The 25,474-nt window shown below is 33.3% G+C and carries 27 protein-coding genes; 16 read left to right on the forward strand and 11 right to left on the reverse strand.

Annotated features, from left to right (window positions below; all coding sequences use genetic code 11):
• Positions 1–93: 93 nt before the first annotated feature.
• Together ACFX5E_RS01150 and ACFX5E_RS01155 are read left to right on the forward strand one after the other, a co-directional pair.
• A complete protein-coding gene (locus tag ACFX5E_RS01150) occupies positions 94–834 on the forward strand; it encodes a class I SAM-dependent DNA methyltransferase (protein ID WP_379853329.1) in 741 nt (246 codons plus the stop codon).
• Positions 835–963: 129 nt separating this feature from the next.
• Positions 964–1,497, forward strand: coding sequence for a hypothetical protein (locus tag ACFX5E_RS01155; protein WP_379853330.1), 534 nt, complete (start codon positions 964–966; stop codon positions 1,495–1,497).
• An 80-nt stretch (positions 1,498–1,577) separates the two neighbouring features.
• Here ACFX5E_RS01155 and ACFX5E_RS01160 read toward each other — a convergent pair whose 3' ends face one another.
• Positions 1,578–1,928, reverse strand: coding sequence for a 4Fe-4S dicluster domain-containing protein (locus ACFX5E_RS01160; protein ID WP_379853331.1), 351 nt, complete (start codon positions 1,926–1,928; stop codon positions 1,578–1,580).
• A gap of 137 nt (positions 1,929–2,065) precedes the next feature.
• On the opposite strand from ACFX5E_RS01160, the gene ACFX5E_RS01165 reads away from it, so the two are divergent.
• The 5 genes from ACFX5E_RS01165 (at position 2,066) to ACFX5E_RS01185 (ending at position 6,308) form a co-directional block, all read left to right on the forward strand.
• Positions 2,066–3,124, forward strand: a complete 1,059-nt coding sequence (locus ACFX5E_RS01165; protein WP_379853332.1) for an acyl-CoA reductase — start codon at positions 2,066–2,068, stop codon at positions 3,122–3,124.
• A 93-nt stretch (positions 3,125–3,217) separates the two neighbouring features.
• Positions 3,218–4,288 (forward strand): 3-phosphoserine/phosphohydroxythreonine transaminase, encoded by a 1,071-nt coding sequence (gene serC / locus ACFX5E_RS01170; protein WP_379853333.1) that lies wholly within the window; start codon positions 3,218–3,220, stop codon positions 4,286–4,288.
• Between the two features lie 185 nt (positions 4,289–4,473).
• Complete coding sequence (locus tag ACFX5E_RS01175) at positions 4,474–5,424, forward strand: D-2-hydroxyacid dehydrogenase (RefSeq protein WP_379853334.1); 951 nt, start codon at positions 4,474–4,476, stop codon at positions 5,422–5,424.
• Positions 5,425–5,538: 114 nt separating this feature from the next.
• Positions 5,539–5,973 carry a DUF6146 family protein gene (locus ACFX5E_RS01180; RefSeq protein ID WP_379853335.1) on the forward strand — a complete coding sequence of 145 codons (435 nt, stop codon included), beginning with the start codon at positions 5,539–5,541 and terminating at the stop codon, positions 5,971–5,973.
• Between the two features lie 32 nt (positions 5,974–6,005).
• Positions 6,006–6,308, forward strand: a complete 303-nt coding sequence (locus ACFX5E_RS01185) for a DUF6787 family protein (RefSeq protein WP_379853336.1) — start codon at positions 6,006–6,008, stop codon at positions 6,306–6,308.
• Positions 6,309–6,509: 201 nt separating this feature from the next.
• On the opposite strand, the gene ACFX5E_RS01190 is transcribed toward ACFX5E_RS01185, so the two are convergent.
• Together ACFX5E_RS01190 and msrA are read right to left on the reverse strand one after the other, a co-directional pair.
• On the reverse strand, positions 6,510–6,809 hold the full coding sequence (locus ACFX5E_RS01190) for a hypothetical protein (RefSeq protein ID WP_379853337.1): 300 nt from the start codon (positions 6,807–6,809) through the stop codon (positions 6,510–6,512).
• Between the two features lie 45 nt (positions 6,810–6,854).
• Complete coding sequence (msrA, locus tag ACFX5E_RS01195) at positions 6,855–7,403, reverse strand: peptide-methionine (S)-S-oxide reductase MsrA (protein WP_379853338.1); 549 nt, start codon at positions 7,401–7,403, stop codon at positions 6,855–6,857.
• Positions 7,404–7,594: 191 nt separating this feature from the next.
• Between msrA and ACFX5E_RS01200 the strand changes: the two genes are divergently transcribed.
• The 3 genes from ACFX5E_RS01200 (at position 7,595) to ACFX5E_RS01210 (ending at position 11,079) form a co-directional block, all read left to right on the forward strand.
• Positions 7,595–8,287 (forward strand): ABC transporter ATP-binding protein, encoded by a 693-nt coding sequence (locus ACFX5E_RS01200; protein WP_379853339.1) that lies wholly within the window; start codon positions 7,595–7,597, stop codon positions 8,285–8,287.
• Between the two features lie 408 nt (positions 8,288–8,695).
• Positions 8,696–9,466 carry a TIGR02757 family protein gene (locus tag ACFX5E_RS01205; protein WP_379853340.1) on the forward strand — a complete coding sequence of 257 codons (771 nt, stop codon included), beginning with the start codon at positions 8,696–8,698 and terminating at the stop codon, positions 9,464–9,466.
• Positions 9,467–9,726: 260 nt separating this feature from the next.
• On the forward strand, positions 9,727–11,079 hold the full coding sequence (locus tag ACFX5E_RS01210) for a DEAD/DEAH box helicase (protein ID WP_379853341.1): 1,353 nt from the start codon (positions 9,727–9,729) through the stop codon (positions 11,077–11,079).
• 62 nt (positions 11,080–11,141) lie between these two features.
• Here ACFX5E_RS01210 and ACFX5E_RS01215 read toward each other — a convergent pair whose 3' ends face one another.
• The gene (locus tag ACFX5E_RS01215; protein ID WP_379853342.1) at positions 11,142–12,254 is read right to left on the reverse strand and encodes a lactonase family protein; all 1,113 of its coding nucleotides are present in this window, start codon (positions 12,252–12,254) and stop codon (positions 11,142–11,144) included.
• Between the two features lie 184 nt (positions 12,255–12,438).
• Between ACFX5E_RS01215 and ACFX5E_RS01220 the strand changes: the two genes are divergently transcribed.
• Genes ACFX5E_RS01220 through ACFX5E_RS01235 form a run of 4 tightly spaced genes read left to right on the forward strand, consistent with a single transcriptional unit; the run spans position 12,439 to position 16,634 of the window.
• On the forward strand, positions 12,439–14,367 hold the full coding sequence (locus tag ACFX5E_RS01220) for a vWA domain-containing protein (RefSeq protein WP_379853343.1): 1,929 nt from the start codon (positions 12,439–12,441) through the stop codon (positions 14,365–14,367).
• Between the two features lie 30 nt (positions 14,368–14,397).
• Entirely contained in the window at positions 14,398–15,651 is a 1,254-nt protein-coding gene (locus ACFX5E_RS01225) for a dihydroorotase (RefSeq protein WP_379853344.1), read from the forward strand.
• A 4-nt stretch (positions 15,652–15,655) separates the two neighbouring features.
• On the forward strand, positions 15,656–15,982 hold the full coding sequence (locus ACFX5E_RS01230) for a hypothetical protein (RefSeq protein ID WP_379853345.1): 327 nt from the start codon (positions 15,656–15,658) through the stop codon (positions 15,980–15,982).
• 4 nt (positions 15,983–15,986) lie between these two features.
• Complete coding sequence (locus ACFX5E_RS01235) at positions 15,987–16,634, forward strand: alpha/beta hydrolase (RefSeq protein ID WP_379853346.1); 648 nt, start codon at positions 15,987–15,989, stop codon at positions 16,632–16,634.
• A gap of 66 nt (positions 16,635–16,700) precedes the next feature.
• On the opposite strand, the gene ACFX5E_RS01240 is transcribed toward ACFX5E_RS01235, so the two are convergent.
• Both ACFX5E_RS01240 and ACFX5E_RS01245 read right to left on the reverse strand, forming a co-directional pair.
• A complete protein-coding gene (locus ACFX5E_RS01240) occupies positions 16,701–17,201 on the reverse strand; it encodes a hypothetical protein (protein ID WP_379853347.1) in 501 nt (166 codons plus the stop codon).
• An 11-nt stretch (positions 17,202–17,212) separates the two neighbouring features.
• Positions 17,213–17,977: an MBL fold metallo-hydrolase gene (locus ACFX5E_RS01245; RefSeq protein WP_379853348.1), complete on the reverse strand. Its 765-nt coding sequence runs from the start codon at positions 17,975–17,977 to the stop codon at positions 17,213–17,215.
• Between the two features lie 95 nt (positions 17,978–18,072).
• On the opposite strand from ACFX5E_RS01245, the gene ACFX5E_RS01250 reads away from it, so the two are divergent.
• Entirely contained in the window at positions 18,073–19,533 is a 1,461-nt protein-coding gene (locus ACFX5E_RS01250) for a TonB-dependent receptor (RefSeq protein ID WP_379853349.1), read from the forward strand.
• 148 nt (positions 19,534–19,681) lie between these two features.
• On the opposite strand, the gene bcp is transcribed toward ACFX5E_RS01250, so the two are convergent.
• Positions 19,682–20,134: a thioredoxin-dependent thiol peroxidase gene (gene bcp / locus ACFX5E_RS01255; RefSeq protein WP_379853350.1), complete on the reverse strand. Its 453-nt coding sequence runs from the start codon at positions 20,132–20,134 to the stop codon at positions 19,682–19,684.
• Positions 20,135–20,437: 303 nt separating this feature from the next.
• Here bcp and ACFX5E_RS01260 point away from each other — a divergent pair, with 303 nt between their 5' ends.
• Positions 20,438–21,103, forward strand: a complete 666-nt coding sequence (locus ACFX5E_RS01260; protein WP_379853351.1) for an endonuclease III domain-containing protein — start codon at positions 20,438–20,440, stop codon at positions 21,101–21,103.
• A 112-nt stretch (positions 21,104–21,215) separates the two neighbouring features.
• Here ACFX5E_RS01260 and ACFX5E_RS01265 read toward each other — a convergent pair whose 3' ends face one another.
• From ACFX5E_RS01265 to bglX, 4 genes are all read right to left on the reverse strand, one after another.
• The gene (locus tag ACFX5E_RS01265; protein ID WP_379853352.1) at positions 21,216–21,359 is read right to left on the reverse strand and encodes a hypothetical protein; all 144 of its coding nucleotides are present in this window, start codon (positions 21,357–21,359) and stop codon (positions 21,216–21,218) included.
• Between the two features lie 51 nt (positions 21,360–21,410).
• A complete protein-coding gene (locus ACFX5E_RS01270; RefSeq protein ID WP_379853353.1) occupies positions 21,411–21,995 on the reverse strand; it encodes an RNA polymerase sigma factor in 585 nt (194 codons plus the stop codon).
• A gap of 361 nt (positions 21,996–22,356) precedes the next feature.
• Complete coding sequence (locus ACFX5E_RS01275) at positions 22,357–23,112, reverse strand: glycoside hydrolase family 16 protein (protein ID WP_379853354.1); 756 nt, start codon at positions 23,110–23,112, stop codon at positions 22,357–22,359.
• Positions 23,113–23,118: 6 nt separating this feature from the next.
• Positions 23,119–25,419, reverse strand: a complete 2,301-nt coding sequence (bglX, locus tag ACFX5E_RS01280) for a beta-glucosidase BglX (RefSeq protein WP_379853355.1) — start codon at positions 25,417–25,419, stop codon at positions 23,119–23,121.
• Positions 25,420–25,474 lie beyond the last annotated feature (55 nt).

Below are 25,474 nucleotides of genomic sequence, written 5' to 3' on the forward strand. Positions count from 1 at the left end.
TTCATTTATTGAATATTTTGAAAAAGGGCTGTCAGATGACAGCCCTTTTTTTATATGTTATTTTTGCTTAATTTTATAGTATATCTAAAAATTATGACAAATCTATATGACGGAAAAATGGCGGCAATTTTTGATGCTATGTACCAAACTTTCATCGATTATGATGAGGAATATCGTTTCTACAATAATTTAATCCAAGAAAACAATTGTGAAACTATTCTGGAAATAGGCAGTGGAACAGGTAATCTGGCTAAAAGATTCCAAGAAAATCAGCAAGAATATACAGGATTAGATTACAGCGAAAGTATGATTGCCATTGCCAAAGAAAGGAATAAAAACTGCCATTTTATTTCTGGTGACATGCGGGATTTTCAACTCGAAAAACCCGTGGATTCAATCCTAATTACAGGTCGTTCTACCAGTTATATGATTACAAACGAAGATATCAATAATACTTTTGAATCCATTTATAAAAATTTAACAAGCAACGGAATTGTTATTTTTGATTTTATAGATGCCAATCGTTATATTCCATATACCAAAGAGAATCCTATCATTATTCATGAGGCAAAGTACGAAGGAATCAATTATTATAGAAACAGCAACTGGAAAATAACTTCAGCAGAAAATTTCATGTTGGAATGGACAGCCCAATATTACATGATTAAGGATGGCGAGAAAGAAATAATAGCCGATGATTTTTCGACTGTTCGCGTATTTACCTTAAATGAAATACAATTATTTCTATATTTAAATGGTTTCGAAATAATCAAGACAATTGATCGAAAAACCTATGCTTACGACACGTATGTGATTGTGGCTCGTAAAAAATAACAAAAGATCCTGAGTTAGTACTCAGGATTTTTTTGTGTGAATATTATAAATTTTCAGCTAAATTATACAACAAACTTAAAGTCAACCTGCTATATCTTTACAACTTAAAAATTATTAAAATTAGATATTATGAAAACTATACTATTAGGTGTTGCAGCTTTTTTATTTACCTTAAATATTCAAGCTCAAAATACAAATGTAAAATCAGAAGTCAAAACTAATACTACGACAACTAAAGATTCACAAGGCGCTAAAAAAATAATCCAAAGCCAGGAAATCAAAGAAGTTCAAAATGTTGAATTGAAAGATGCTGAATCTAATGTTTTGAATAAAGATGTAAAAGAAAGCCCTGTGCAGGTAACTGCAACGACAGCAGTCACTGCAAATGGTGTAACTAAAGTAATTGAAGTTGACCGATCTGCTTATTACAATTTAGACGGAAAAAAATATCAAGTCACTACTGATAAAAGCGGTTATACCATGTTTTTGCCAGATGGTAAAAAAGCTGCCGTTTTAAGAAAAACATCAAATAACAATTATATTTACAGAACAAAAAATGCCACTTCTTATGGTTATTTTGAAGCTAATGGAAATCTGGTTTTAGAGACTTACGATGATAAAACCGACAAAGTGACGGTAACTACTTATGTTATTGTCAAATAATTAAGAAGCAATATCCATCAATAAAAAAATCCTGAGTTTGAATAAACTCAGGATTTTTTTGATTTAAATACAACTTATATTTATTCGTTGTGTAAAAAAGCTTGTCTATTCAGCAAGGTTTCTTCCGTTTCTACATGATTATCATCTGGAATACAACAGTCTACCGGACAAACAGCAGCACATTGTGGTTCATCATGAAATCCCTTACACTCGGTACATTTTCCCGGAACGATGTAGTACACCTCGTCTGAAATTGGGGTCTGAGCTTCGTCAGAATCAATCTCAGTACCATCAGGCAAAATTACTTTTCCCTTAAGTTTGGTTCCATCTTTATATCTCCAATCGTCGGCTCCTTCGTATATTGCTGTATTTGGGCACTCGGGTTCACAAGCACCACAATTGATACATTCATCAGTTATTATAATTGCCATCTTTTTAATTTAGGATTTAAAAAATAAGATTTAGGATTTGAGATTCTTATATCTTTCCTCTTTTAATCTTTTAACTATACTTTTTATAGCTTATTTTTGTGCAAAATTACAATCAAAACTATTCATAAGCAAACATTATGACATTAGAAACAAAAAAAAGTGTTTTTGTTGAATTAGGAAAATTCTTAAGTCAATTTTCTGAAGATAATACTATTAAAAAAGATGGTGTTTTAGGTAACGATTTATTCTTTGATGATTTTATTGCTTTAATAAAACTATCACAATCTCATAATGGCTGGTACACTCCGGAACAGGTCTATTTTTCTATTCATTCCTGGTCAGAAGCGCTTACTGAAGAAAATTTGAACCAATGGCTATCCGCTTATGATTTTCAAACGGATAATTCTAAAAACATTGCTTTAATCCTCGCGGGAAATATTCCATTAGTTGGTTTTCATGATTTTTTGTCGGTATTAATTACCGGTCATAACGTATTGGTTAAAACGTCCTCGAATGACCAACATTTATTGCCTTTTTTGGCTAAATATATTATAGCCATTGAGCCTGAATTGGCTGACAGCATACATTTTGTAGATGGAAAACTAGATAATTTTGATGCCGTTATAGCAACGGGAAGCAATAATACAGCGCGTTATTTTGAATATTATTTTAAAGATAAACCGTCCATCATCCGAAAAAGCAGAAACTCAGTTGCTGTCTTGACCGGTAAGGAAACCAAAGAACAACTTACGGCACTTGGCGAAGATATTTTTAGATATTTTGGATTGGGTTGTCGTAATGTGTCTAAACTTTTTGTACCAAAAGACTATTCTTTCGTAGGTTTTTTTGAAGCTATTTTTGAATATCAAGATGTCATTCATTATGAAAAATATGCCAATAATTACGACTACAACAAGGCTGTTTTCCTGATGAGTAATTTTAAATTATTGGATAACGGATTTTTGACTTTAAAAGAAGATAAAAGTCACGCCTCCCCCATTTCGAGTGTTTTTTACGAATACTATGAAAATATCAATGCTTTACAATTACGATTACAATCCGAAAGCGAGCAAATACAATGTATTGTAGCTGATAGCACTATTGAAAACAGTGTGGCTTTTGGACAGACTCAAAATCCCCGATTATGGAATTACGCAGATAACACCGATACAATTTCATTTTTGTTAACAATATAGGCGAAAAAAGTTCAATTATTTCGAATTAATTAACGCATTTTAAACTCCTATTGTCGAAATTTGCACTTTAATTTTTTGGACATCAACTACACCATGAAAAAACACAACTACAGCGCAGGACCTTGTATTTTACCGCAAGAAGTTTTTGAAAAATCAGCACAAGCGATTTTAAATTTCAACAATTCCGGTTTATCTCTTTTAGAAATTTCGCACAGAAGCAAAGACTTTGTTGCCGTTATGGATGAAGCCAGAGCAATTGCTATTGAACTTTTAGGCCTTGAAGGCAAAGGATATCAAGCATTATTTCTTGCTGGCGGAGCTAGTTTAGAATTTATCATGGCTCCTTACAACTTGATGAAAGAAGGTGGAAAAGCCGCTTATCTTGATACAGGCACATGGGCGGCAGCAGCGATAAAAGAAGCAAAACTTTTTGGCGACACTGTTGTTGTTGCTTCTTCAAAAGAAGAAAATTACAATTATATTCCAAAAGGATACACTGTACCGACAGATGCAGATTATTTCCATTGCACCAGTAACAACACTATTTTTGGTACACAAATGAAGGAATTTCCGTCACTTGATATGCCAATTGTATGTGATATGAGTTCTGATATATTTTCCAGAGTATTAGACTTTTCAAAATTTGATTTGATTTATGCAGGAGCTCAAAAAAATATGGGTCCGGCAGGAACTACTTTGGTTGTTGTAAAAGAGGAAATTTTAGGTAAAAATAACAGAATAATCCCAAGCATGTTGGATTATACCAAACATATCAAAGCAGAAAGTATGTATAATACGCCACCTGTTTTCCCTGTTTACGCTTCTTTGTTGACGCTGCAATGGTTGAAAAATCTTGGCGGTGTTGCTGCAATCGAAAAAATAAACAATGCAAAAGCGGCATTGCTTTATGCAGAAATAGACAGAAATCCATTATTTAAAGGAGCAGCGGTTGTAGAAGATCGTTCGAACATGAATGCCACTTTCTTGTTGAATGATGAAGCTCATGCAGCAACATTTGATGCAATGTGGAAAGAAGCCGGAATTTCTGGATTACCTGGACATCGTTCAGTAGGTGGTTACAGAGCTTCTATGTACAATGCACTTCCTCTGGAAAGTGTTCAAGTATTAGTGGATGTAATGAAAGAATTGGAAGCAAAAGTTTAGTTTTCAGTTTCACAAAAAATACCAATTGAATTCTGAATACCTAGCCCCGATTGAAATGGAAATCCTTTTATGTTTTTTCTTTAAAAACATAAAAGATTGCAATGGAAAGCGGGAAAAAGCTCCAAAAAAATAAAATAATAAATAATATGAGGATGATTTTTTTATTCCTCGCAATGACATAAAAAATGAAAGTATTAGCCAATGACGGAATTTCTAAAAGTGGAATTCTAGCTTTAGAAAAAGGTGGATTTGAAGTTATAACGACAAAAGTAGCGCAGGAACAAGTGGCTAATTTTGTAAACGAAAATAATGTAAGTGTAGTTTTGGTAAGAAGTGCCACTAAAGTTCGTAAGGATATCATTGACGCTTGCCCAGGATTGAAAATCATAGGTCGTGGTGGCGTAGGAATGGATAATATTGATGTGGACTATGCTAAAAGCAAAGGAATTCACGTAATCAATACTCCAGCTTCATCCTCAGAATCAGTGGCAGAATTGGTTTTTGCACATTTATTTTCTGGTGTTCGTTTCTTGCATGATTCTAACAGAAATATGCCTCTTGAAGGAGATACAAACTTTGAAGGTTTGAAAAAAGCATACGCAAACGGAATCGAATTAAGAGGAAAAACGCTTGGAATCGTAGGAATTGGACGAATTGGCCAAGCTACCGCTAAAATGGCTTTAGGTTTAGGAATGAAAGTGATAGCTGCCGATAGTTTCATCCCACAAGTTGATATTAAAGTGGCGTTTTTTGACGGTCAATCGATTACAACTACTATCGTTTCTCAATCATTGGAATCTTTATTCAAAGAATCTGATTTCATAACATTACACGTTCCTGCTCAAGATGGTTACATCATTGGAGAGAAAGAACTAGCAATTATGAAAGATGGTATAGGTATTGTAAACTGTGCTCGTGGCGGTGTTATTGATGAAGTAGCGTTAGTAAAAGCATTAGACAGCGGAAAAGTATTATTCGCAGGATTGGATGTTTTTGAAAACGAACCAACTCCTGAAATGGCCATCTTGATGAATCATAAAATCTCGCTGACTCCACATATTGGAGCGGCAACCGGAGAAGCGCAAGACCGAATCGGTACTGAATTAGCTTCACAAATTATTAGTTTAATGAAATAGTTTTTCTGCAATTAAATAAAAAACAGGATATCCAAAAGGCATCCTGTTTTTTGTTATAAATCTAATAATCAGTTATTTGTTTTTTTGTAACTTTATGATATAATTTTAGATATCATGAAAAATAACGTTTACATAATAGTGATCATTTTTGTTTCTCTTTTTAGTTGTAAAACTTCAAATTCAAGTTTTACAAAAACAGATAAACCAATTGCAACTCCAAATGATACTGTGCGAATTGCCAATGACAAACTTGAATATGAAGTTATAATAATTGATCCGGGTTTCAGTACTTGGCTTGCTGCCAATGCACTGCCAAGAAATTATCACTCACAATCCTATTTAGAAAGTAAAAATCGAATATGGGTTAGCGAATGGAACAATCGTGTTTTACAACCCATGCGTTACAGTCCAAATTTATATGAAATGACCATAAATTATGATTCCAACGTTGATTATGGATATGAGGTAAATTACTTAATCTATAATTACATGGTTTATTTTCAAAACACCTATAAACAAAAACTTTTTGGTTATGTTCCCTTAAGATAATCTTCTTATATTTGTAATCATTATAAATAAAGATGGAGAAATTAAAAAAACGATGGGGGATTGAAACTAATTTTCAACTCGTCATTATATTTATTGTTTTTGCAATTACTGGTTCCGCTTCAGCATGGCTGTCAAAACCATTTTGTTTTTGGCTAGGAATAACTAAACCAGATTTAGGCTATTGGTTCACTCCTGTCCGACTACTATTAATTTTTCCGTTATATCAAGTACTTTTAGTCTTAGTAGGATTTGTTTTTGGACAATTTAAATTCTTTTGGGCCTTTGAGAAGAATATGATAAAACAAATGGGTTTTGGCTTTCTACTTAAAGAATAAAAAAATGCCTCAATTACTACTGTCGCCTGCACAAAAGTTTAAAAATAGGACACAGATAACACTGTTTAAGCCGATTTACACTGATTTTTAAGTTGATATTAAAAAGTTAAACACGAATTTCAAGAATTTGCACAAAATAATTCGTCAAATTCTTCAAATTCGTGTTTAATAACCCATCCTATTTTTGTGTCCACACGGTAGTCAATTACTGGGCGTTTTTGCTTTTATCAAATAGTTGTAAATCCAAGTCAATGTAAATGATGGGATAAAATCAGAAAATGGTATTATTTCTTCCAAAAAAGTAAAAACTCCTCCCACTTTCCCTACCGTTCCTTTATACATTATTGTCATCAGATAACCCGCTATTGGAGCCCAAATAACATCAGAGAATTCTCCGATAAACGGCACCGTAAACGACAACATTCCTATTGCGTCAAAAAGTATTCCCAAAATAAGGTTTCGTTTTTTATTATCCGTTCTATCTATTTGTATTGCTTCCATATTTTTAAAATTATTTTTTATAAAAAGATACAAATCTAATGCCAGTTATTTTTTGAGTTTATCGGTATATACCTTTTGTAATTTTTCAATCTTTGGTGTAATTATATAACTGCAATATCCTTGCTCTTTATTTTGGTTGTAATAATTTTGATGGTAATCCTCCGCTTCATAGAATTTTGAGGCTGGTGAAACAGTCGTTACAATTGGTTTCCCAAAGGTATTTTCTTTAATCATCAAAGCGATATACTCTTCCGATAATTGCTTCTGAGCTTCGTTATTATAAAAAATTTCACTTCTATATTGTGTGCCAATATCATTTCCCTGACGATTTAATGTAGTAGGGTCATGTGTTGCAAAAAATATTTCCAGTAATTCTCCGAAGGGTATTATATTTGGATCAAAAGAAATCTGAATTGCTTCCGCATGACCGGTGTCTCCATTACAAATATCCTTATAAGTTGGATTTATTGTTTTTCCGCCTATATATCCAGAAACCACTTTATTCACTCCGTTTAATTCTAAAAAAACGGCTTCGGTACACCAAAAACAACCTCCGGCAAAGGTTGCAACTTCTAATTCGTTTTGTAATTCCATTTTTATAGTTTTTCTAATTTTTCACAAAAAGACTTAGTTGTCTCATTTTGGATAAAAAAGAGTTTGAGAATCAAATTTAATCTAATAATTGAAACTGATTATTCCATATTAACTAAAGTTTATAATTTGTAGAAAGGAAATATATATTATAATCATTAAAATCTTTGTTTCTTTGTCAAAATAGTTTCAAAATGATACATGCCAAAAATTTACATAAATATTACGATCAACTTCATGTCTTGAAAGGGGTTGATTTAGATATCAAAAAAGGAGAAATTGTTTCTATCGTTGGTGCTTCGGGAGCCGGAAAAACGACGTTATTGCAAATTCTTGGAACTTTAGACAAACCAAGCCCCCCAACCCCCGAAGGGGGAGTAAACACAGAAAATGAAATAGAATTACGAATCAACGACGAAGATATTTTGACGATGTCTGACAAAACATTGTCCAAATTCAGAAATTTAAATTTAGGTTTTATATTCCAATTTCATCAATTACTACCTGAATTTACGGCGCTGGAAAATGTTTGCATTCCTGCATTCATTGCCAATAAATCCAAACAAGAAACCGAGATTGAAGCCGAAAAGCTATTAACCTATCTTGGTCTTTCCCATCGAATGAATCACAAACCTAACGAGCTTTCGGGAGGAGAACAACAACGTGTTGCTGTTGCTAGAGCACTGATCAACAAACCGGCAATCATTTTTGCCGATGAACCTTCGGGAAATTTAGATACTGCATCAGCTGAAAATTTGCATCAGCTATTTTTCAAATTAAGAGATGAACTGGGACAAACTTTTGTGATTGTGACTCATAACGAAGAATTAGCAAACATGGCAGACCGAAAACTAGTAATGGTGGATGGACAAATTAGTGGTCAGTAATCAGTGTTCAGTTTGCAGTAATTTAATCGTCAAAAAAGTAGAACGATGAAATTTCTTAGAACCTTTATGATAATGTTTTTTTTTGTAATTAATTATCTTGTCTTGGATATAAATAATAAAACAAAAAATACTTAAAGTGCTCTTGGAGGAGGAATTTACATCCTTTGTTTTTTTGCTTTGTCAATAATTACAATGGTAATAATTGCTTATTTAACCAACTTTAAAAATTTCAAAAAAATTGATTATTTTTTATTCGTTTTATGTAGTCCTATAAGCTCAATAGCTACTATTTTACTATCAAAAATAATATAAATGGGTAAGAAATAGCATTGAGAGTTTGTTGCTCAGTATTAAGATAAAACAAAATCCGTATAAATCTGTTCAATCCGTGTCATCTGCGTTCCAATTATGAATCATTCCGAACTTAAAGATTTTCTAGACGAAAAAGTAGTACAATACAACACCCTTGAATTCATAGAAAGTGATCCTGTGCAAATTCCCCATTTATTTTCCCTTAAGGAAGATATTGAAATCGCTGGATTTCTAGGTGCAACAATTGCTTGGGGGAATCGTAAAATGATTATCAAAAATTCATACAGAATGATGGACCTGATGGGAAATGCGCCCTACGATTTTGTTATGTCACATACCGAAAATGATTTGGAGCGACTAGAAACTTTCGTTCATAGAACTTTTAACGGACAGGATTTTTCGACTTTTATCAGAAGTTTGAAGCACATTTATAAAAATCATGGTGGCTTAGAAACTGTTTTTACCCAATCTCAAGGAATTGAGACAGCATCTACCCAAAGAAGCATCCATGATTTCAAGAAAATATTCTTTGAAATTCCACATCAGTATAGAACTCAAAAACATATTTCGGATCCTCTGAATAATTCAGCGGCTAAGCGAATTAATATGTTTCTCAGATGGATGATTCGACAAGACAATAAAGGAGTTGATTTAGGAATCTGGAAAAGCATCTCCCCTGCTGCTTTATCCTGTCCTTTGGATGTACATTCCGGAAATGTTGCCAGAAAACTTGGCCTGCTGACCAGAAAACAAAATGATGGTAAAGCGCTAACAGAATTGGATTTACAACTTCGAGAATTTGATGCAAATGACCCGGTAAAATATGATTTTGCTTTATTTGGACTAGGTGTTTTTGAAGGGTTTTAACAATATATTCTGGTTAATTAATTGTTAATGATTCTTTTTCTGCTTTTGTGCACCAAAAAATAATATTTGACCCCGGCAGCTTCTTTTGGATTTATTCACTTAAATCATCTTGGGAATTAAAATTCGAGTAAAAAATACTAAACAATTAAATAATTAACCCAAATACAGAATATCAATCGTAAATTACTATAAATCAACATCTTAAAATCTTATACGTTCATTACATTCAAAAAGACTATCTTTGCAAAAAATTTAAGCAAATGACTACTTTTGAGCAATTCAATCTTCCTAAATCCGTACAAAAAGCAATAGACGATTTAGGATTTACAACACCTACTCCTATTCAGGAAAAAACTTTTTCTGTGATAATGTCAGGAAGAGATATGATGGGTATTGCTCAAACCGGTACAGGTAAAACGTTTGCTTATCTGTTGCCTTTATTGAAATTATATAAATTTACTCCGGGACATACTCCTAAAATTGTAATTCTGGTTCCTACGCGTGAGCTTGTAGTACAGGTTGTTGAAGAAGTAGAAAAATTGACAAAATACATGTCGGTTCGTACTGTCGGTATTTTTGGAGGTGTTAATATAAATACTCAAAAAACAACCGTTTATAAAGGTTGCGACATACTAGTGGGAACTCCGGGAAGAATCATGGATTTAACGCTAGATAATGTGATTCGTTTTGAAGAAATGCAAAAGCTGGTGATCGATGAGTTTGATGAGATGCTTAATTTAGGTTTCCGTACCCAATTGACCTCTATTTTGGCCATGATGCCAAAAAAACGTCAAAACATCCTGTTTTCAGCAACGATGACCGATGAAGTAGATGCGATTTTGAATGACTATTTTGATTATCCGGAAGAAGTTACCTTATCTGCATCAGGAACACCATTGGAAAATATAAAACAAATTTCTTATCAAGTTCCCAACTTTAATACTAAAATAAACCTTCTAAAACATTTATTGCAAAACAATGAAGACATGAGTCGTGTTTTGGTATTTGTAAATAACAAGAAGATTTCTGATATGGTTCATGAACGAATCGAGGAAGATTTTGAAGGAGAATTTGGAGTAATTCACTCAAACAAATCTCAAAATTATCGTTTGAGTACCATGGCTTCGTTCCAAGAAGGAAATTTACGTGGTTTGATCACTACTGATATTATGGCGAGAGGTTTGGATATTTCAAATATTACCCATGTTGTCAATTTTGAAATGCCAGAAATGCCGGAATTGTATATGCACAGAATCGGTAGAACCGGTCGTGCTGATGCGAAAGGAACAGCAATAAGTCTTATCGCGCCTCGTGAGGAAGAATCGAAAGTCGAGATTGAAGTGTTGATGAACATGGAATTAGCAATCGAACTTTTCCCGGAAACAGTTGAAGTTTCATCTAAATTAATCGAACCTGAAAAAGACAGACAGCCGATTAAGTTTATGATGAAAAAACAGAAACTTGAGGGAGACGGTGCTTTTCAAGAGAAAAGTAAAAAGAATAAGAAAGTCAATCTAGGTGGACCTGGCGTAACGAAGAAGAAAACACACGGTTCAGTAAATAGAAACATGTTAAAAACTAGAGACAAAAAGAGAAAAGACAAGAATAAATAATAAAAGAAAAAGGCTAAAAATGACAATCATTTTTTAGCCTTTTTTATTTGAGTGCTATAGACCTAATTTTTTGTAAAAACCAAACAAACCGGTGAACATAGATTAATTCTTTTTCCAGTATCTGCAAGTGCTCCAGTAGTTTTATTTCTTTTAAAAATAACCACATCATTCGTGTATTGATGCGCTACTAAAAGAAATTTTCCAGAAGGATCAATCGCAAAATTTCTTGGTCCTTTTCCCAAAGTACTTGCTTGCCCTTTCAATAGTAATTTTCCGTTTTTTAGAATTTTAAAAATTGTAATAGTATTGGCTTCACCTCGATTAGAAGCATACAAAAACTTCCCATCGTGCGAAATATGGATATCCGCAGAACCAAAAGTCCCTTTGAAATCTTTCGCCAAAATAGTAGTCTCATCAATTTTTTTCAATATCCCGTTGGAGTAACTAAAAACCGTTAACGCTCCGTCTAATTCCTGTAATAAGTAAACAAATTTTCCGTCTTTGCTAAAAGTCAAATGTCTTGGACCACTTCCCGATTTTACAGAAATACTATCTTTAATTTTCAATATTTCATTAGTAGCATTTGGATTGTATTGATACGAATACACTTTATCATTCCCTAAATCATTGGACAAAACAAACTTTTTATCTGGCGAAAAATGAACCATATGCACATGAGGTCCTTTTTGTCTTTTAGCGTTTATTCCTTTTCCATAATGTTGCACTATTTGTTTGGCTTCAGAAATACTTCCATCATTATTTTTTCCAAAAACAGAAATATTCCCGCCAGAGTAATTGGCCACGATTACATTTTTGTCGTCATTGATAATATAACAAGGATCCGCTCCTTTTGAACTTTGCTTATTGATAAAGTTCAATTTCCCGCTGGAAGCATTGTATTTAAAAGAACTTACTGTACTTTCGACGCCATTTTCATTTACGGAATAAACATAGTCATTTTCCTGTGAAACCGTCAAATAGCTTGGATTTATGACATTTGCAGTGGCATTTTTAAAACTGAAATCACCTGTCTTTGAATCAAATTCATACACATAAATTCCTTTACTTTCGCAACTATTGGTATAGGTTCCAATAATCAAATTGAGTTTGTTTTTTTGAGCATGAATTGTTGCTAAAGCGAAAATTAAAAGGAAAAAGCAAAAATATTTTTTCATATTTACGTAGTATATTGAAAAGCTAAAAATACACAATATTATTTATAAAGAATCTCATTTATTTGTTCCCTTGAAAAAATACAACAACTTCATCAAAAACTGTTAACAAATTTGTATTTTTGACTAACCGGATTCAATGAACTACATTGAAAACAAAATAAAGTGACGTAAACTCAACATCAGAATGTATTTTAAAAATCCTGAAATTTTATACTTTCTTTTTATATTGATCGTGCCAATTTTGGTTCATTTATTTCAATTACGCCGTTTCAAAAAAGAATATTTCACTAATGTTCGTTTCTTAAAAGAACTCTCCATACAAACCAGAAAAAGCTCCAAAATAAAAAAATGGCTGCTACTTACCAGTCGTTTGTTATTGATGACATGTGTCATTATCGCTTTCGCACAGCCGGCTTTTAAAGCAATAGAAAAAGAAAATTCTACCAATGAAATGTATATTATTCTGGACAATTCCTTTAGCATGCAAGCCAAGGGAAAAAAGGGAGAATTGCTAAAACGTGCCATTCAGGAACTACTGGAAGAAACTCCTGAAAATCTGCATTTTTCTTTACTTACCAATTCCGAAAATTATTGGAACACCGATATAAAATCAATTCGAAATAGCTTACAGAAGCTTAAATACAGTGCCATTCCATTCCAATTAGACAACATAATGGCACAGTTAAAAGCGCGTAAATCAGCTTTCAAAAAAGATGTTGTGATAATTACGGATGCCATTGATTTAAACCAAAAACAACTAAAAAGTAGTGATGCAATCAATTCGCTGAAATTTATTATTCCAAAAGCAGAGCAAAAAAACAACGTTTCCATAGACAGTGTATTCATCAAGGGAGCATCGCATGATTTTTATGAAATCAGCATTGAATTAAACGCTTATGGCGAAGATATTAATGCTATTCCAATTGCATTATACAATCAAAATAAACTCATCGCCAAGACCACAGTAAACTTTGAAACGAAGAAAAAAAACATTCTTTTCACCATACCCAAACAAACGTTTCATGGTTATGTTTCCATAGTTGACAATGGTTTGGCGTATGACAACACTTACTATTTTAGTATCTCTAAAACTAAAAAAATTAACGTGATCAGTATCGGCGAAGACGAAAAAAGCAATTTTTTATCCCGAATTTATACCAGTAATGAATTCGTTTATAATAATTTTACTATTAACTCATTGGATTACAATAAGCTGCAAGATCAAGACGTCATTGTGTTGAATGAATTGGACGAAATCCCTCAAGCATTGCAAACCACATTAAAATCATTTGTAGAAAAAGGAGGTAATCTGATTGTGATTCCATCGGCTATATCAACAAGTGTAAATATGAATGCATTTTTGATAAATTTTGGTAACGTAAAATTCAATTTTTTAGAAAATAAAGAAAAATTAATCACTAAAATTAATTTCAGCCATCCATTGTTCAACTCCGTTTTTGAGAATAAGGTTAAGAACTTTCAATATCCAAAAACAAAAAATTCGTTTGTAGTAACCAGTTCAAGTCCTGCCGCATTATCTTATGAAGACCAAAGTATTTTCTTGACGGCGATACAGAATCCTGTTTCATCCGTTTATGTTTTCTCGGCACCAATTAACGCCACAAATTCAAATTTCCAGCAATCGCCATTAATTGTGCCCACTTTTTACAAGATGGCATTAAACAATCAAAACAACAGCATAAATGCTTTGTTAATAGGAAATAACAATCCCCATTTAACTGCCGCTTCATTAAACAAAGATGATATTCTAACCGTAAAAGGTTCCGAAGAACAATTTATCCCTGTTCAACAAATCCTCAATAATAAGATCAAAATGAATTTCAACGATTATCCGGAACAGGCTGGAAACTTTGAAATATATAACAAAAAAGAGTGGTTGGAAAACATCAGTTTCAATTACAATCGAACCGAAAGTAATTTGGTTGAAGTCAATGAAAGCCTTCTTTCTGAATACAAAATAATCGATTCTACTTCAACATTTTTTGACACCTTACAAACTAACAAAACCGATAATCAAATTTGGAAATGGTTTGTTATCTTTGCGCTGTTATTTCTGTTAACTGAAATGGCAATTATAAGATTCGTGAAATAGAAACGAAGTTCAAATAATTAAAAAATACCTATGAAAATAATCATCAGAGGCGCCAAAATTATTGATTCAAAAAGTCCTTTTCATAACCAGACTTTAGATATTTTAATTGTTGATGGTTTTATAAAAAAAATTGGAAAATCTCTTCCAAATTCAGATAATGCTGAAGAGGTAAAACTCGATAATTTGCATGTCTCACAAGGCTGGTTTGACAGTAGTGTTTCATTTGGAGAACCTGGTTATGAAGACAGAGAAACTATTGAAAACGGGCTTAACACCGCTTCAAAAAGTGGTTTTACCGCAATTGCGTTACAACCCAACTCCTTTCCTATTATTGACAATCAGTCCCAAGTCAATTTTGTATTGAACAAAGCGCTTGGATTCGCCACGCAGCTTTTCCCAATTGGTGCTTTGACCAAAGAAAGTGATGGAAAAGACATGGCGGAATTATATGATATGAAGAAAGCGGGCGCTGTAGCTTTTGGAGATTATACTAAAAGCTTGGATAATGCCAATTTGCTCAAAATAGCTTTACAATATGTACAGGATTTTGATGGACTGGTGATTGCATTTGCTCAGGATGACAAAATTAAAGGAAGCGGAGTCGCTAACGAAGGTATTGTTTCTACTCAATTAGGACTAAAAGGAATTCCAAATCTTGCCGAAGAATTACAAATTGCGCGAAATCTGTTTCTACTGGAATATACCGGAGGGAAATTGCACATTCCAACCATTTCAACTGCAAAATCAGTTCAATTGATCAAGGAAGCTAAAGCAAAAGGATTGAATGTAACTTGCAGTGTTGCCGTTCATCATTTGGTTTTAACCGATTCAACATTAGAAGGATTTGATACCAGATACAAAGTTTCGCCACCATTACGAACAGAAACGGATAGAAAGGCATTACTAAAAGGAATAAAAGACGGAACGATAGATATGATTACTTCAGACCATAATCCGATAGATATTGAGCATAAAAAAATGGAATTTGATACTGCCAAAAATGGAACAATTGGATTAGAAAGTGCTTTTGGTGCTTTGATGACGGTTCTTCCATTAGAAACTATAATTGAAAAATTGACTGCAGGAAAAGCTATTTTCAGTATCGAAAGTTACTCCGTCGAAGAAGGTTCAAAAGCCAATCTAACTTTATTCAATCCGGAACCACTAAGCATTTTTACCAAATCAAACATCTTATCAAAATCTAAAAATTCTGCTTTTCTTGGTTTGGAAATTAAAGGAAAAGTCTACGGAATTCTGAATCAGCAAAAAATAATTTTAGCATAAAAAAATGAACAACACTATTGAGACAGGAAAAACAGCAGCCATAACAAGTTACATTTTAGGTATTGGAGTTTTCATAGCAATGTCAATGAACTCCGACGATAAAAACACTTTTGCTTCTTTTCATATTCGTCAAGGATTAGGAATTACTCTAACATTTATATCATTAGGATTGATTATCAGCAATTTTGACAGTTTACTAATTTCTGCGCCAATGTGGGTTTTTGTTTCTGTTTTATGGTCTTATGGAATATTTAGCGCTATAAAAGGAGAAACAAAACCAATGCCATTATTAGGGGCTTATTTTCAAAAATGGTTTTCAAACATATCATAATAAAATGAAGTTATCACTTGAATATTTGGTTAGGGAACCAAAAATAAAATTAGACAAAAACCCTCTTGTGCTTTTACTTCACGGTTATGGCAGCAATGAAGAAGATTTATTTTCGTTTGCAACTGAACTTCCAGAGGAATATTATATCGTTTCAGCGAGAGCACCATATAACATGCAATATGGCGCTTATGCCTGGTATGCTATCAATTTTGATGCTGATGAAAATAAATTTTCAGATCATGAACAGGCAAAAATTTCAAGGGATTTAATCGCTCAATTTATTGATGAATTAATTCAAACCTATCCGATAGATTCTAAAAATGTTACCTTGGTTGGCTTCAGCCAAGGTTCTATTTTAAGTTATGCGATAGCTTTATCGCATCCTGAAAAAATACAACGAGTAGTTGCTTTAAGCGGTTATGTAAGCGAACCAATTTTAGAAGAAAATTACTTGCGAAATGATCTTTCAAAACTAAAAATATTTCATTCCCATGGAACGGCTGATCAGGTAATCCCTGTAGAATGGGCCAGAAAAACAAAACCATTTTTGGAAAAATTAGGTATCAATTCTACCTATAAAGAATATCCTGTGGGTCATGGTGTAGCGCCACAAAATTTTTACGATTTTAAAAATTGGTTGCTTGAAAATTAGTATTCAGTATTCAGTCGCAGTTTTCAGAATCATCAAACACTAAAACTGCGGCTGAATTTGAATATTTTACTTTTGATACAGCAACGATTGATTTACTTCAAAAGCAATAGTTTCATCATCATTGACAAAATATTTCAATAAAACTTCTCCCCAAATTTCTCCATCACTATAGTCTGCAATAATCCATCGGTGGTTCAGGATTCTCACTTTATTGATGATAAATTTATTGGCCCCAATTTGATCTTGTCCAGTATAAGGATTCCCTTTTGGATTTGAATTGTAATCCAGTAATTTTTCCGTTACAACTGGAATTAATTTTTCGTATTGAATAGTTTTTTCACCGCTCCCGGAATCAAAATAATTTTGCGCATTTTCATTTTTTTCCAAAGAAAAATAGTTGGCATCTGCTACTTTATTGGCAACAGATTTCAAACTGTCTTTCAACTTTGTAGTCACTTTTGTATATCTTTCTTGTTCGAAAGCTACTTCCTTACTCAGAAACATGTAGGTATAAATATTCATGAGGACAATAAGAATAACAAGGTAGAGCATTAATGATCTTTTCATTTTGAGTAATTTTAAATTGTAATTTGTAAATTATCGTATGCCAAGAAAACGTTTTCAGGCAGTTTTTTTTGTACTTCTTCATGGAAACCAAGAATATGGCTAATATGAGTAATATACGTTTTTTGTGGTTGTAGCAAAGCAATAAACTCTAAGGCTTCCTGCAAGTTAAAATGTGTATTATGCGGTTCTTCACGTAAAGCATTTACCACTAAGATTTTTAGACCTTTTAATTTTTGAATTTCACTTTCTTCAACTGTTTTCACATCTGTCAAATATGCGAAATCATCAATCCGATAGCCAAAAACCTGAAGATCTCCATGCATCACATTAACTGGAATTGCCTTTTTATCTCCAATAGAAAAAGGATGGTTATTGACCACTTCAATAGTTTTCACAGAAGGTGCTCCTGGATATCTGTTTTTGGTTTCAAAAATATAATCAAAACGCCTTTTTAGGTTTTCAATTACTCGTTGATGTGCATAAATAGGTATCTCGCCTTGTTTAAAATTAAACGGGCGAATATCATCTAAACCTGCAGTATGGTCTGCATGTTCATGAGTAAATAGGATCCCGTCTACTTTCTGGCAGTTTGACGAAAGCATTTGTTGCCTGAAATCTGGTCCGCAATCGATTACGAAAGAATGATCACCCCAAGAGATCCAGACGGACACTCTAAGCCTTTTATCCTTAAAATCAGTACTTTTACACACCGAATGATTGCTCCCGATAACAGGTATTCCTTGAGATGTTCCTGTGCCTAAAAAATATATCTTCAACGGTATCATAATTTTTTACAAAAATAGGATTAATTCTCCTTCTTTAGAAACCATTTTAACTAACTTTGCAATATATTCGCCATATTTAAAACAAAATGGGTACTGAAATAAAACTAAAAGGTGACAAAGTCATCGAACAAATTCCTTCTACAAAAGACAAGGCACTTCGTATTAACCTGAATGAAAATATCTACGGAACTTTTGCCGAAATTGGTGCCGGACAAGAAACTGTCAGACATTTTTTTAGAGCCGGAGGTTCATCCGGTACGATCGCAAAAGCAATGTCAGCCTATGACAAAGATTTTAGTGATGCCGTTTACGGTATAGAAAACGATGGCCGTTATGTTACGGAAAGCCGACTAAAAAAAATGCTAACCTTCGAAGGTCAATTAATTGAAGAGCGATTGAGTAGAGAGAAACACCCCAATAAACTGTTTTTCAGCTATGCTAATACCGTAGCCACTATCGATTTTGCAAAACAATTTAAAGGACATGGTTGGGTTGGTATTCGATATCAAATTGAACCGGATGAAGATTATAATGAAATTATAATTCATATTCGTTTTAAGGAAACCGATGTGCGATTACAACAGGAAACCCTTGGTATTCTTGGTGTAAATCTAATTTACGGCGCTTACTACAAATACAATGACCCAAAACGTTTGTTGCGTTATTTATACGACCATTTAGACAAGGATCAACTGGAAATCGATACCATCAATTTCTCAGGACCTCGTTTTGCTGATGTTGATAATCGCTTAATGAGTTTACAACTAGTCAAAAATGGAATGACGGATGCGGTTATGTTTAATCCAGATGGAAAAAACATACTTCCTGCAGCCATATTATACAAAAAAAATATTCTTGCTTTTAGAGGAAGCTTTCGTCCTGTCACAAAAGTAAACATGGACATGTATGAGAAATCATTAAAAATGTTTCTTGAAGAAAATAAAGTTGAAAAAGAAAACACACTCGTCGTCTTTGAAATTACCTTATCAAACTTACGTTCTGATGGAGAAATTGACGAAAGAGATTTTATGGATCGAGCCGAATTGCTTTGTTCACTTGGACAAACGGTAATGATTTCTAATTTTCAGGAATACTATAAAGTGGTGGAATATTTTGCCAATTATACCAAAGCCAGAATGGGATTAGCCATGGGCGTAAATAATTTGGTTGATATTTTTGATGAAAAATACTATCGCCATTTAAGCGGTGGAATTCTGGAAGCTTTCGGAAAATTATTTTACCGCGACATGAAAGTTTTCTTATATCCAATGATTGGCGAAAACGGTGAAATTATTACGTCAGACAATCTGAAAGTACATCCTAGAATGAAAGAATTGTACAAATTCTTCAAGTTCAATGGAAAAGTGGTTGATATTGTTGATTACGATCCTAATATTCTGGAAGTATTCTCTCGTGAAGTGCTAAACATGATTAATCACGGAAAACCGGGTTGGGAAATTATGCTTCCTTCCGGAATTGCGGAAATCATTAAGGAACACCAACTTTTTGGGTATGATCCAAATAAAATATTAAAAATAAGCAATTAATTATAGTATTCAGTGTTCAGTCGCAGTGTTCAGATAGAAAATCACCGTAAAAACTGGAAAACTAAATTCATATAATAAAAAGCCAAGAAAGATAAAATATATCGTTCTTGGCTTTTTTTCTGAAATCTGCCTTCTGAAATCTGAAAATTTACTTCAGTATTTGAGCAGCATGTGCTTTAGTTTTTACATCTGAAATTACCTCATTAATAATTCCGTTTTCATCGATTACAAAAGTCGTTCTATGAATACCATCGTATTCTTTTCCCATGAATTTTTTTGGGCCCCAAACTCCAAAAGCCTGAATTACCGATTTATCTTCATCAGCCAATAATGGAAAAGGAAAGTCATGTTTTTCTTTAAATTTAGCCTGTGCTTTTTGCGCATCAGCGCTTACACCCAGAAGCTCATAATTATTGGCTTTGAAACGCTCAAAATTATCTCTAAGATCACAAGCTTCGGCGGTGCATCCCGGTGTGTTTGCTTTTGGATAAAAGAAAACCACTAGTTTTTTTCCTTTATAATCAGCTAATTGATGCGTTTTACCGTCTTGATCCAGTGCTGAAAAATCAGGTGCTTTATCTCCTTTTTTTAATGTTGTCATATTTTTGGGTTTTAGTTGTTAGGTTTTATGCTCAGGGTGAAGTGAAAACCCCGGAATTTTTATAGTTATTTTTTCTTGTGATTGCTCAGCGACCGAAGGAAGCTAAAGCAATTGCTTAGAAAAAAAACTGTAAAAGCGATTCCAGAAGTTTCGGTATTGCACCGCAAAACTTGATTAGGCACATTTAATTTGTGATTTCAGATATTTGACTTTAGATTTTTGATTTATTTGAATTGAATTTAAATTTGAACTTTGCAAGTAAGACTAAAATTAGTTTTCTTTACACTTCAAATTTAATGAATAATGAATAAACAGGAACGCGTAACGTTTGTTATAAATACGTTAAAAGAATTATACCCAACGATTCCTATTCCGCTGAATCATAAAGATCCCTATACTTTATTGATTGCGGTTTTACTTTCGGCGCAATGCACGGATGTTCGCGTGAATCAAATTACACCTTTGCTTTTTGCCAAAGCGGATAATCCTTATGACATGATTAAACTTTCGGTAGAAGAGATTAAGGACATCATACGCCCTTGTGGCTTATCGCCAATGAAATCAAAGGGAATTCATGGTTTGTCACATATTTTAATTGATAAACACGGCGGAAAAGTGCCTCAAAGTTTTGAGTTTTTAGAAGAATTACCGGCAGTGGGCCATAAAACGGCGAGTGTGGTGATGTCTCAGGCTTTTGGAGTTCCTGCTTTTCCTGTCGACACGCACATACACCGCTTGATGTACCGATGGAATTTGACGAATGGAAAAAATGTGATTCAAACAGAAAAAGATGCAAAACGTATTTTTCCGGAGGAAATATGGAATGATTTACACTTACAAATTATTTGGTACGGACGGGAATACTCACCAGCGCGCGGTTGGGATTTAGAAAAGGATATCATTACCAAAACAATTGGAAGAAAGACCGTTTTAGAAGACTATTCAAAAAAACACAACTCATCTAAATAGGAGATTCCACTAATTTTAAAATAAAACTAGTGGAATCTGGTTATTCAAGTCCTAAAAATAGAACCTTGAATATTTTCGATACAAAAACATCCGACAGTATTTGCGTGCTGTTTTAATTCGCTATAATTTCGAAACTGTTATCTTCAATTTTTAAAATGCTTAATGCTTTTGAATAACTCAATAAAAAAGAAACGATTTCTTTGCTGGGTTTCATTGTCTTGGTAACTAATGATTTTTTAGAGTAAATTTTTGCCATATTGTAATAAATTTGTTTTTATATTACAACGGAGCAAGTTTCACTTTATTGTTAATTAGTCAAAACAATTTGATGCTTATCAATAACTTTTCTCATATTCATTAATGCATAGCGCATTCTACCCAAAGCGGTATTTATACTTACACCGGTTACCTCGGAAATTTCTTTAAAACTCATATCCTGATACATTCTCATCACCAAAACTTCTCTTTGATCAACGGGTAACTCCTCTATTAATCTTTTTATATCCATCTCGACTTGTTCTGAAATCATTTTATTTTCTATCGAAAGAGAATCATCAGACATTATAGAAAAAATAGAAAATTCCTCTGTTTCTCTAAACATTGGCATTTTTTTAGTTTTTCGATAATGATCAACTATAAGATTATGTGAAATACGCATTACCCATGGTAAGAATTTCCCTTCTTCGTTATAAGAATTTGATTTTAAAGTTCTAATTACTTTAATAAAAGTATCTTGAAAAATATCATTCGAAATATCTCTGTCAGAGATTTTAGAATATATAAAACCATAAATTTTTGATTCGTGTCTTTTGATTAATGCAGCCAAGGCATTTTCATTACCGGAAACATAATCCTGAACCAACAAAGCGTCGGGAAGTTGTGTATTAGCCATAGTTATACCTTTTAGTTGTTAATTAAAATTGGAGAAATTTCTCTAAAAAGTAGTGTTATAGTATAGGCTAATAATGTTAGTGTTATTTAATGCTCAAATTTAGCAAATATTTTTTTTAGGAAACAAATAAAATTAAGAAAAATTAACATTCATTGGCAAATTTTGTTAAAATTTAAAGTTTTACTTTAAGTTAAACGACTGTCTTAGTCACAATTACAAATTGGAATGTGTTTTTTTCTAAAATTCTTATTTTAAAGTTACAAAAAAAAGTGTTGCAAAAATCTATTTAACAAGAAATATAATGACAATATAAAATAAATGCCTAATTTTATAAAAATCAGGCATTTAAATATAAAACATCTTATTGATAAACCCTTATATAATCCACAATGAAATCTTGTGGAAAAATAGCGTCATCAACTTTAGGGCCTCCAAAATTACCTCCAATAGCCATATTAATAATAAAATAAAATGGCTGATTAAATGGCCAAGTATCCTCGTTTTTGTTCATCGGATTAAAAGTATACACTAATATATCATCTACAAAAAAGTCCATTTTGTCTTTTGACCAATCCAAAGCGTATACATGAAACCCTTTTTCTATATTCGGGAATTTTGTTTTCTTGGTATTTATGCTATTTCCATGACTGTCTTGCGTATGCAAAGTGGTAAATACCATATGCGGTTCCCTCCCGATATATTCCAAGATATCAATTTCACCACTTTTTGGCCAACCAACTTCACTAATATTTGAACCTAACATCCAAAAAGCCGGCCAAATACCATAACCAACAGGTAATTTAGCTCTTGCTTCAAAACGGCCGTATTGAAACTCTTTTTTGCTTTTAGTGGTTATTCGGGTTGAAGTATATTGATTGCCTTCTTTCTTGGCTGTGATGACAAGTTTTCCTTTGGCTAATTTATGATTTTCATCTGTATATAGTTGTCTTTCACTATTTCCCCAACCACAATTAGGGCAGCCATCACCCAATTCAATATTCCAATTTTGTTTATTTAAAGTTTTTCCGGTGAAACTCTCCTCCCAAACTAGTTTTCTTTTTGCTTGTTGTGCCAAACAAAAATTTCCGATAAATAATAGTATTAAAAAATTCTTCATTTTGATTTAGTTAGAATATTGAAAATTACCCTGAAGCGTTTTTGCGGAGCTTCCGCCTATAAATACATTAAAATCACCTGGTTCAGCCTCCCATTTTAATTTGGCAGTAAAGAATTCAATTGTTTTTTCATCAATTGTAAAAGTAACTTCTTTAGTTTCATTAGGCTGCAATTCGATCATTTCAAAACCTTTAAGTTCTTGAACGGGTCTGGTTATACTTCCAATTAAATCTCTAATATACAATTGAACCACTTCTTTCCCTGCAACCTTTCCTGTATTTTTTACTTTAATTGAAACTTCGATTTTTCCGTTTTTAGAAAAAGAACTCTTACTTAATTGCAAATCAGAATATTCAAATTTTGAGTAACTCAATCCATAACCAAATGGATATAGAGGCGTGTTTTTTTCGTCAATATAGTGTGACCAAAAAACACTTTCCGGTTCATTCATACTTGGTCTTCCCGTATTTTTATAATTGTAATATATAGGAACTTGCCCCACATTTCTTGGAAAAGTCATTGGTAGTTTACCACTTGGGTTGTAATCTCCGTACAAAACTTGCGCAATGGCATTACCGCTTTGCGTTCCTAATTGCCAAGCTTCTACAATAGCTGGAATATTTTCATCTGCCCATGGAATTGCTAACGGACGACCATTATTTAAAACCAAAACTATATTAGGATTGACTTTGAAAATAGCTTCTAATAATTCTTGCTGCACTCCCGGCAACCCTAAATCAGATCTGCTTCTTCCTTCTCCGGATTGTAATCCATGCTCCCCCAAAACCATAACAACGACATCAGATTGTTTTGCAACGGCAATTGCTTCTGCAAAACCGCTCTTGTCCGTCATGTTGATTTTAGTCTCCCAAATAAATTGTGTTCTTCCAACTGCTACATCGGCTCCCTTAGCATAAGTCAGTTGGTTTCCTTTATAATTTTGTAATCCTTCAAGTACTGAAACAGCAGAATTATCATCGGCAGCTATTCTCCAACTTCCTAATGGACTCGTTTTATCGTTAGCCAATGCACCAATCAATGCGATTTTTTGTCCCGTTTTTTTCAAAGGAAGCAACTCTTTTTCATTTTTCAGCAAGACGATTGATTTTTTAGCCATATCCAAAACACCTTGTTGAAATTCTGGTTTTCCAACAGTTTCTCTTTCACGGGTTTCGTCACAGTATTTATAAGGGTTATCAAATAATCCCAACTCAAATTTTACCTTTAAAATTCTTTTTGTGGCATCATCAATAACACTTTCTTTTACTTTTCCTTCCTTAACTAATGTTACCAAGTGCTCCACGTAAGCACTGGATTCCATATCCACATCAGAACCTGCATTGATTGCAATTTCAGCTGCTTGTTTACTATCTTTAGCGTAACCGTGTGAAATCATTTCGTTTATAGAACCCCAATCCGAAACAACAAAACCGTCAAATTTCCATTCCCCTTTTAATATTTGTCTTTGCAAATAAGGATTTCCTGTTGCCGGAATTCCGTTCAATTCATTAAAGGAATTCATAAAAGTTCGAACGCCTGCATCAACAGCTGCCTTAAAAGGAGGAAAAATGGTATTTTGTAAAGTTGTTTCACTCACATCAACTGTGTTATAATCTCTTCCCGCTTCCGCAAAAGCATAACCTGCGAAATGTTTGGCGCAAGCCAAAATGGTATTAGTAGCCGATAAATCGTCTCCTTGAAAACCTTTTACACGGGCTACAGCAATTTTACTTCCTAAATACGGATCTTCACCTGCACCCTCCATAACTCTTCCCCAGCGGGCATCGCGTGCCACATCAACCATGGGTGCAAATGTCCAATTTAATCCTACTGAAGCGGCTTCCTCGGCTGCAATAGCAGCAGATTTCCTAATGGCTTCCATATCCCAACTAGCAGATTCAGCTAATGGAATCGGGCTAATGGTTTTGTAGCCATGAATGACATCAAACCCAAAGAGTAACGGAATTCCCAATCGCGTTCCTTCAACAGCGATTTTTTGCAACGCTTTTACATCTTTAACCCCTTTTACGTTAAGCATAGAACCTACGAATCCCTTTTTGAGGTCATCATATTTTTTTGCGGCCTGACCGTCTTTAGGAGTAGGTCCTGTGATTTCCCAAAATCCATTGTATTGATTGAGTTGCCCCACTTTTTCTTCTAATGTCATTAGATTTAAAACAGAGTCCACTTTTCTTTCTAATATGTTTTCTTTAGAAAAAGCACTAGAGGGTTGGGTGATTTTTTTACTGCAACTAATAATTGTAATGATTATAATGGCAAATGATGTATATACAAAGGTATTCTTCATTGGTTTAATTTTTATTTTAAATTTATAAGTATTTTTATCTATATATTTTTATATC

The organism is Flavobacterium xylosi (genome assembly GCF_042787345.1).
Lineage (GTDB): Bacteria > Bacteroidota > Bacteroidia > Flavobacteriales > Flavobacteriaceae > Flavobacterium > Flavobacterium xylosi.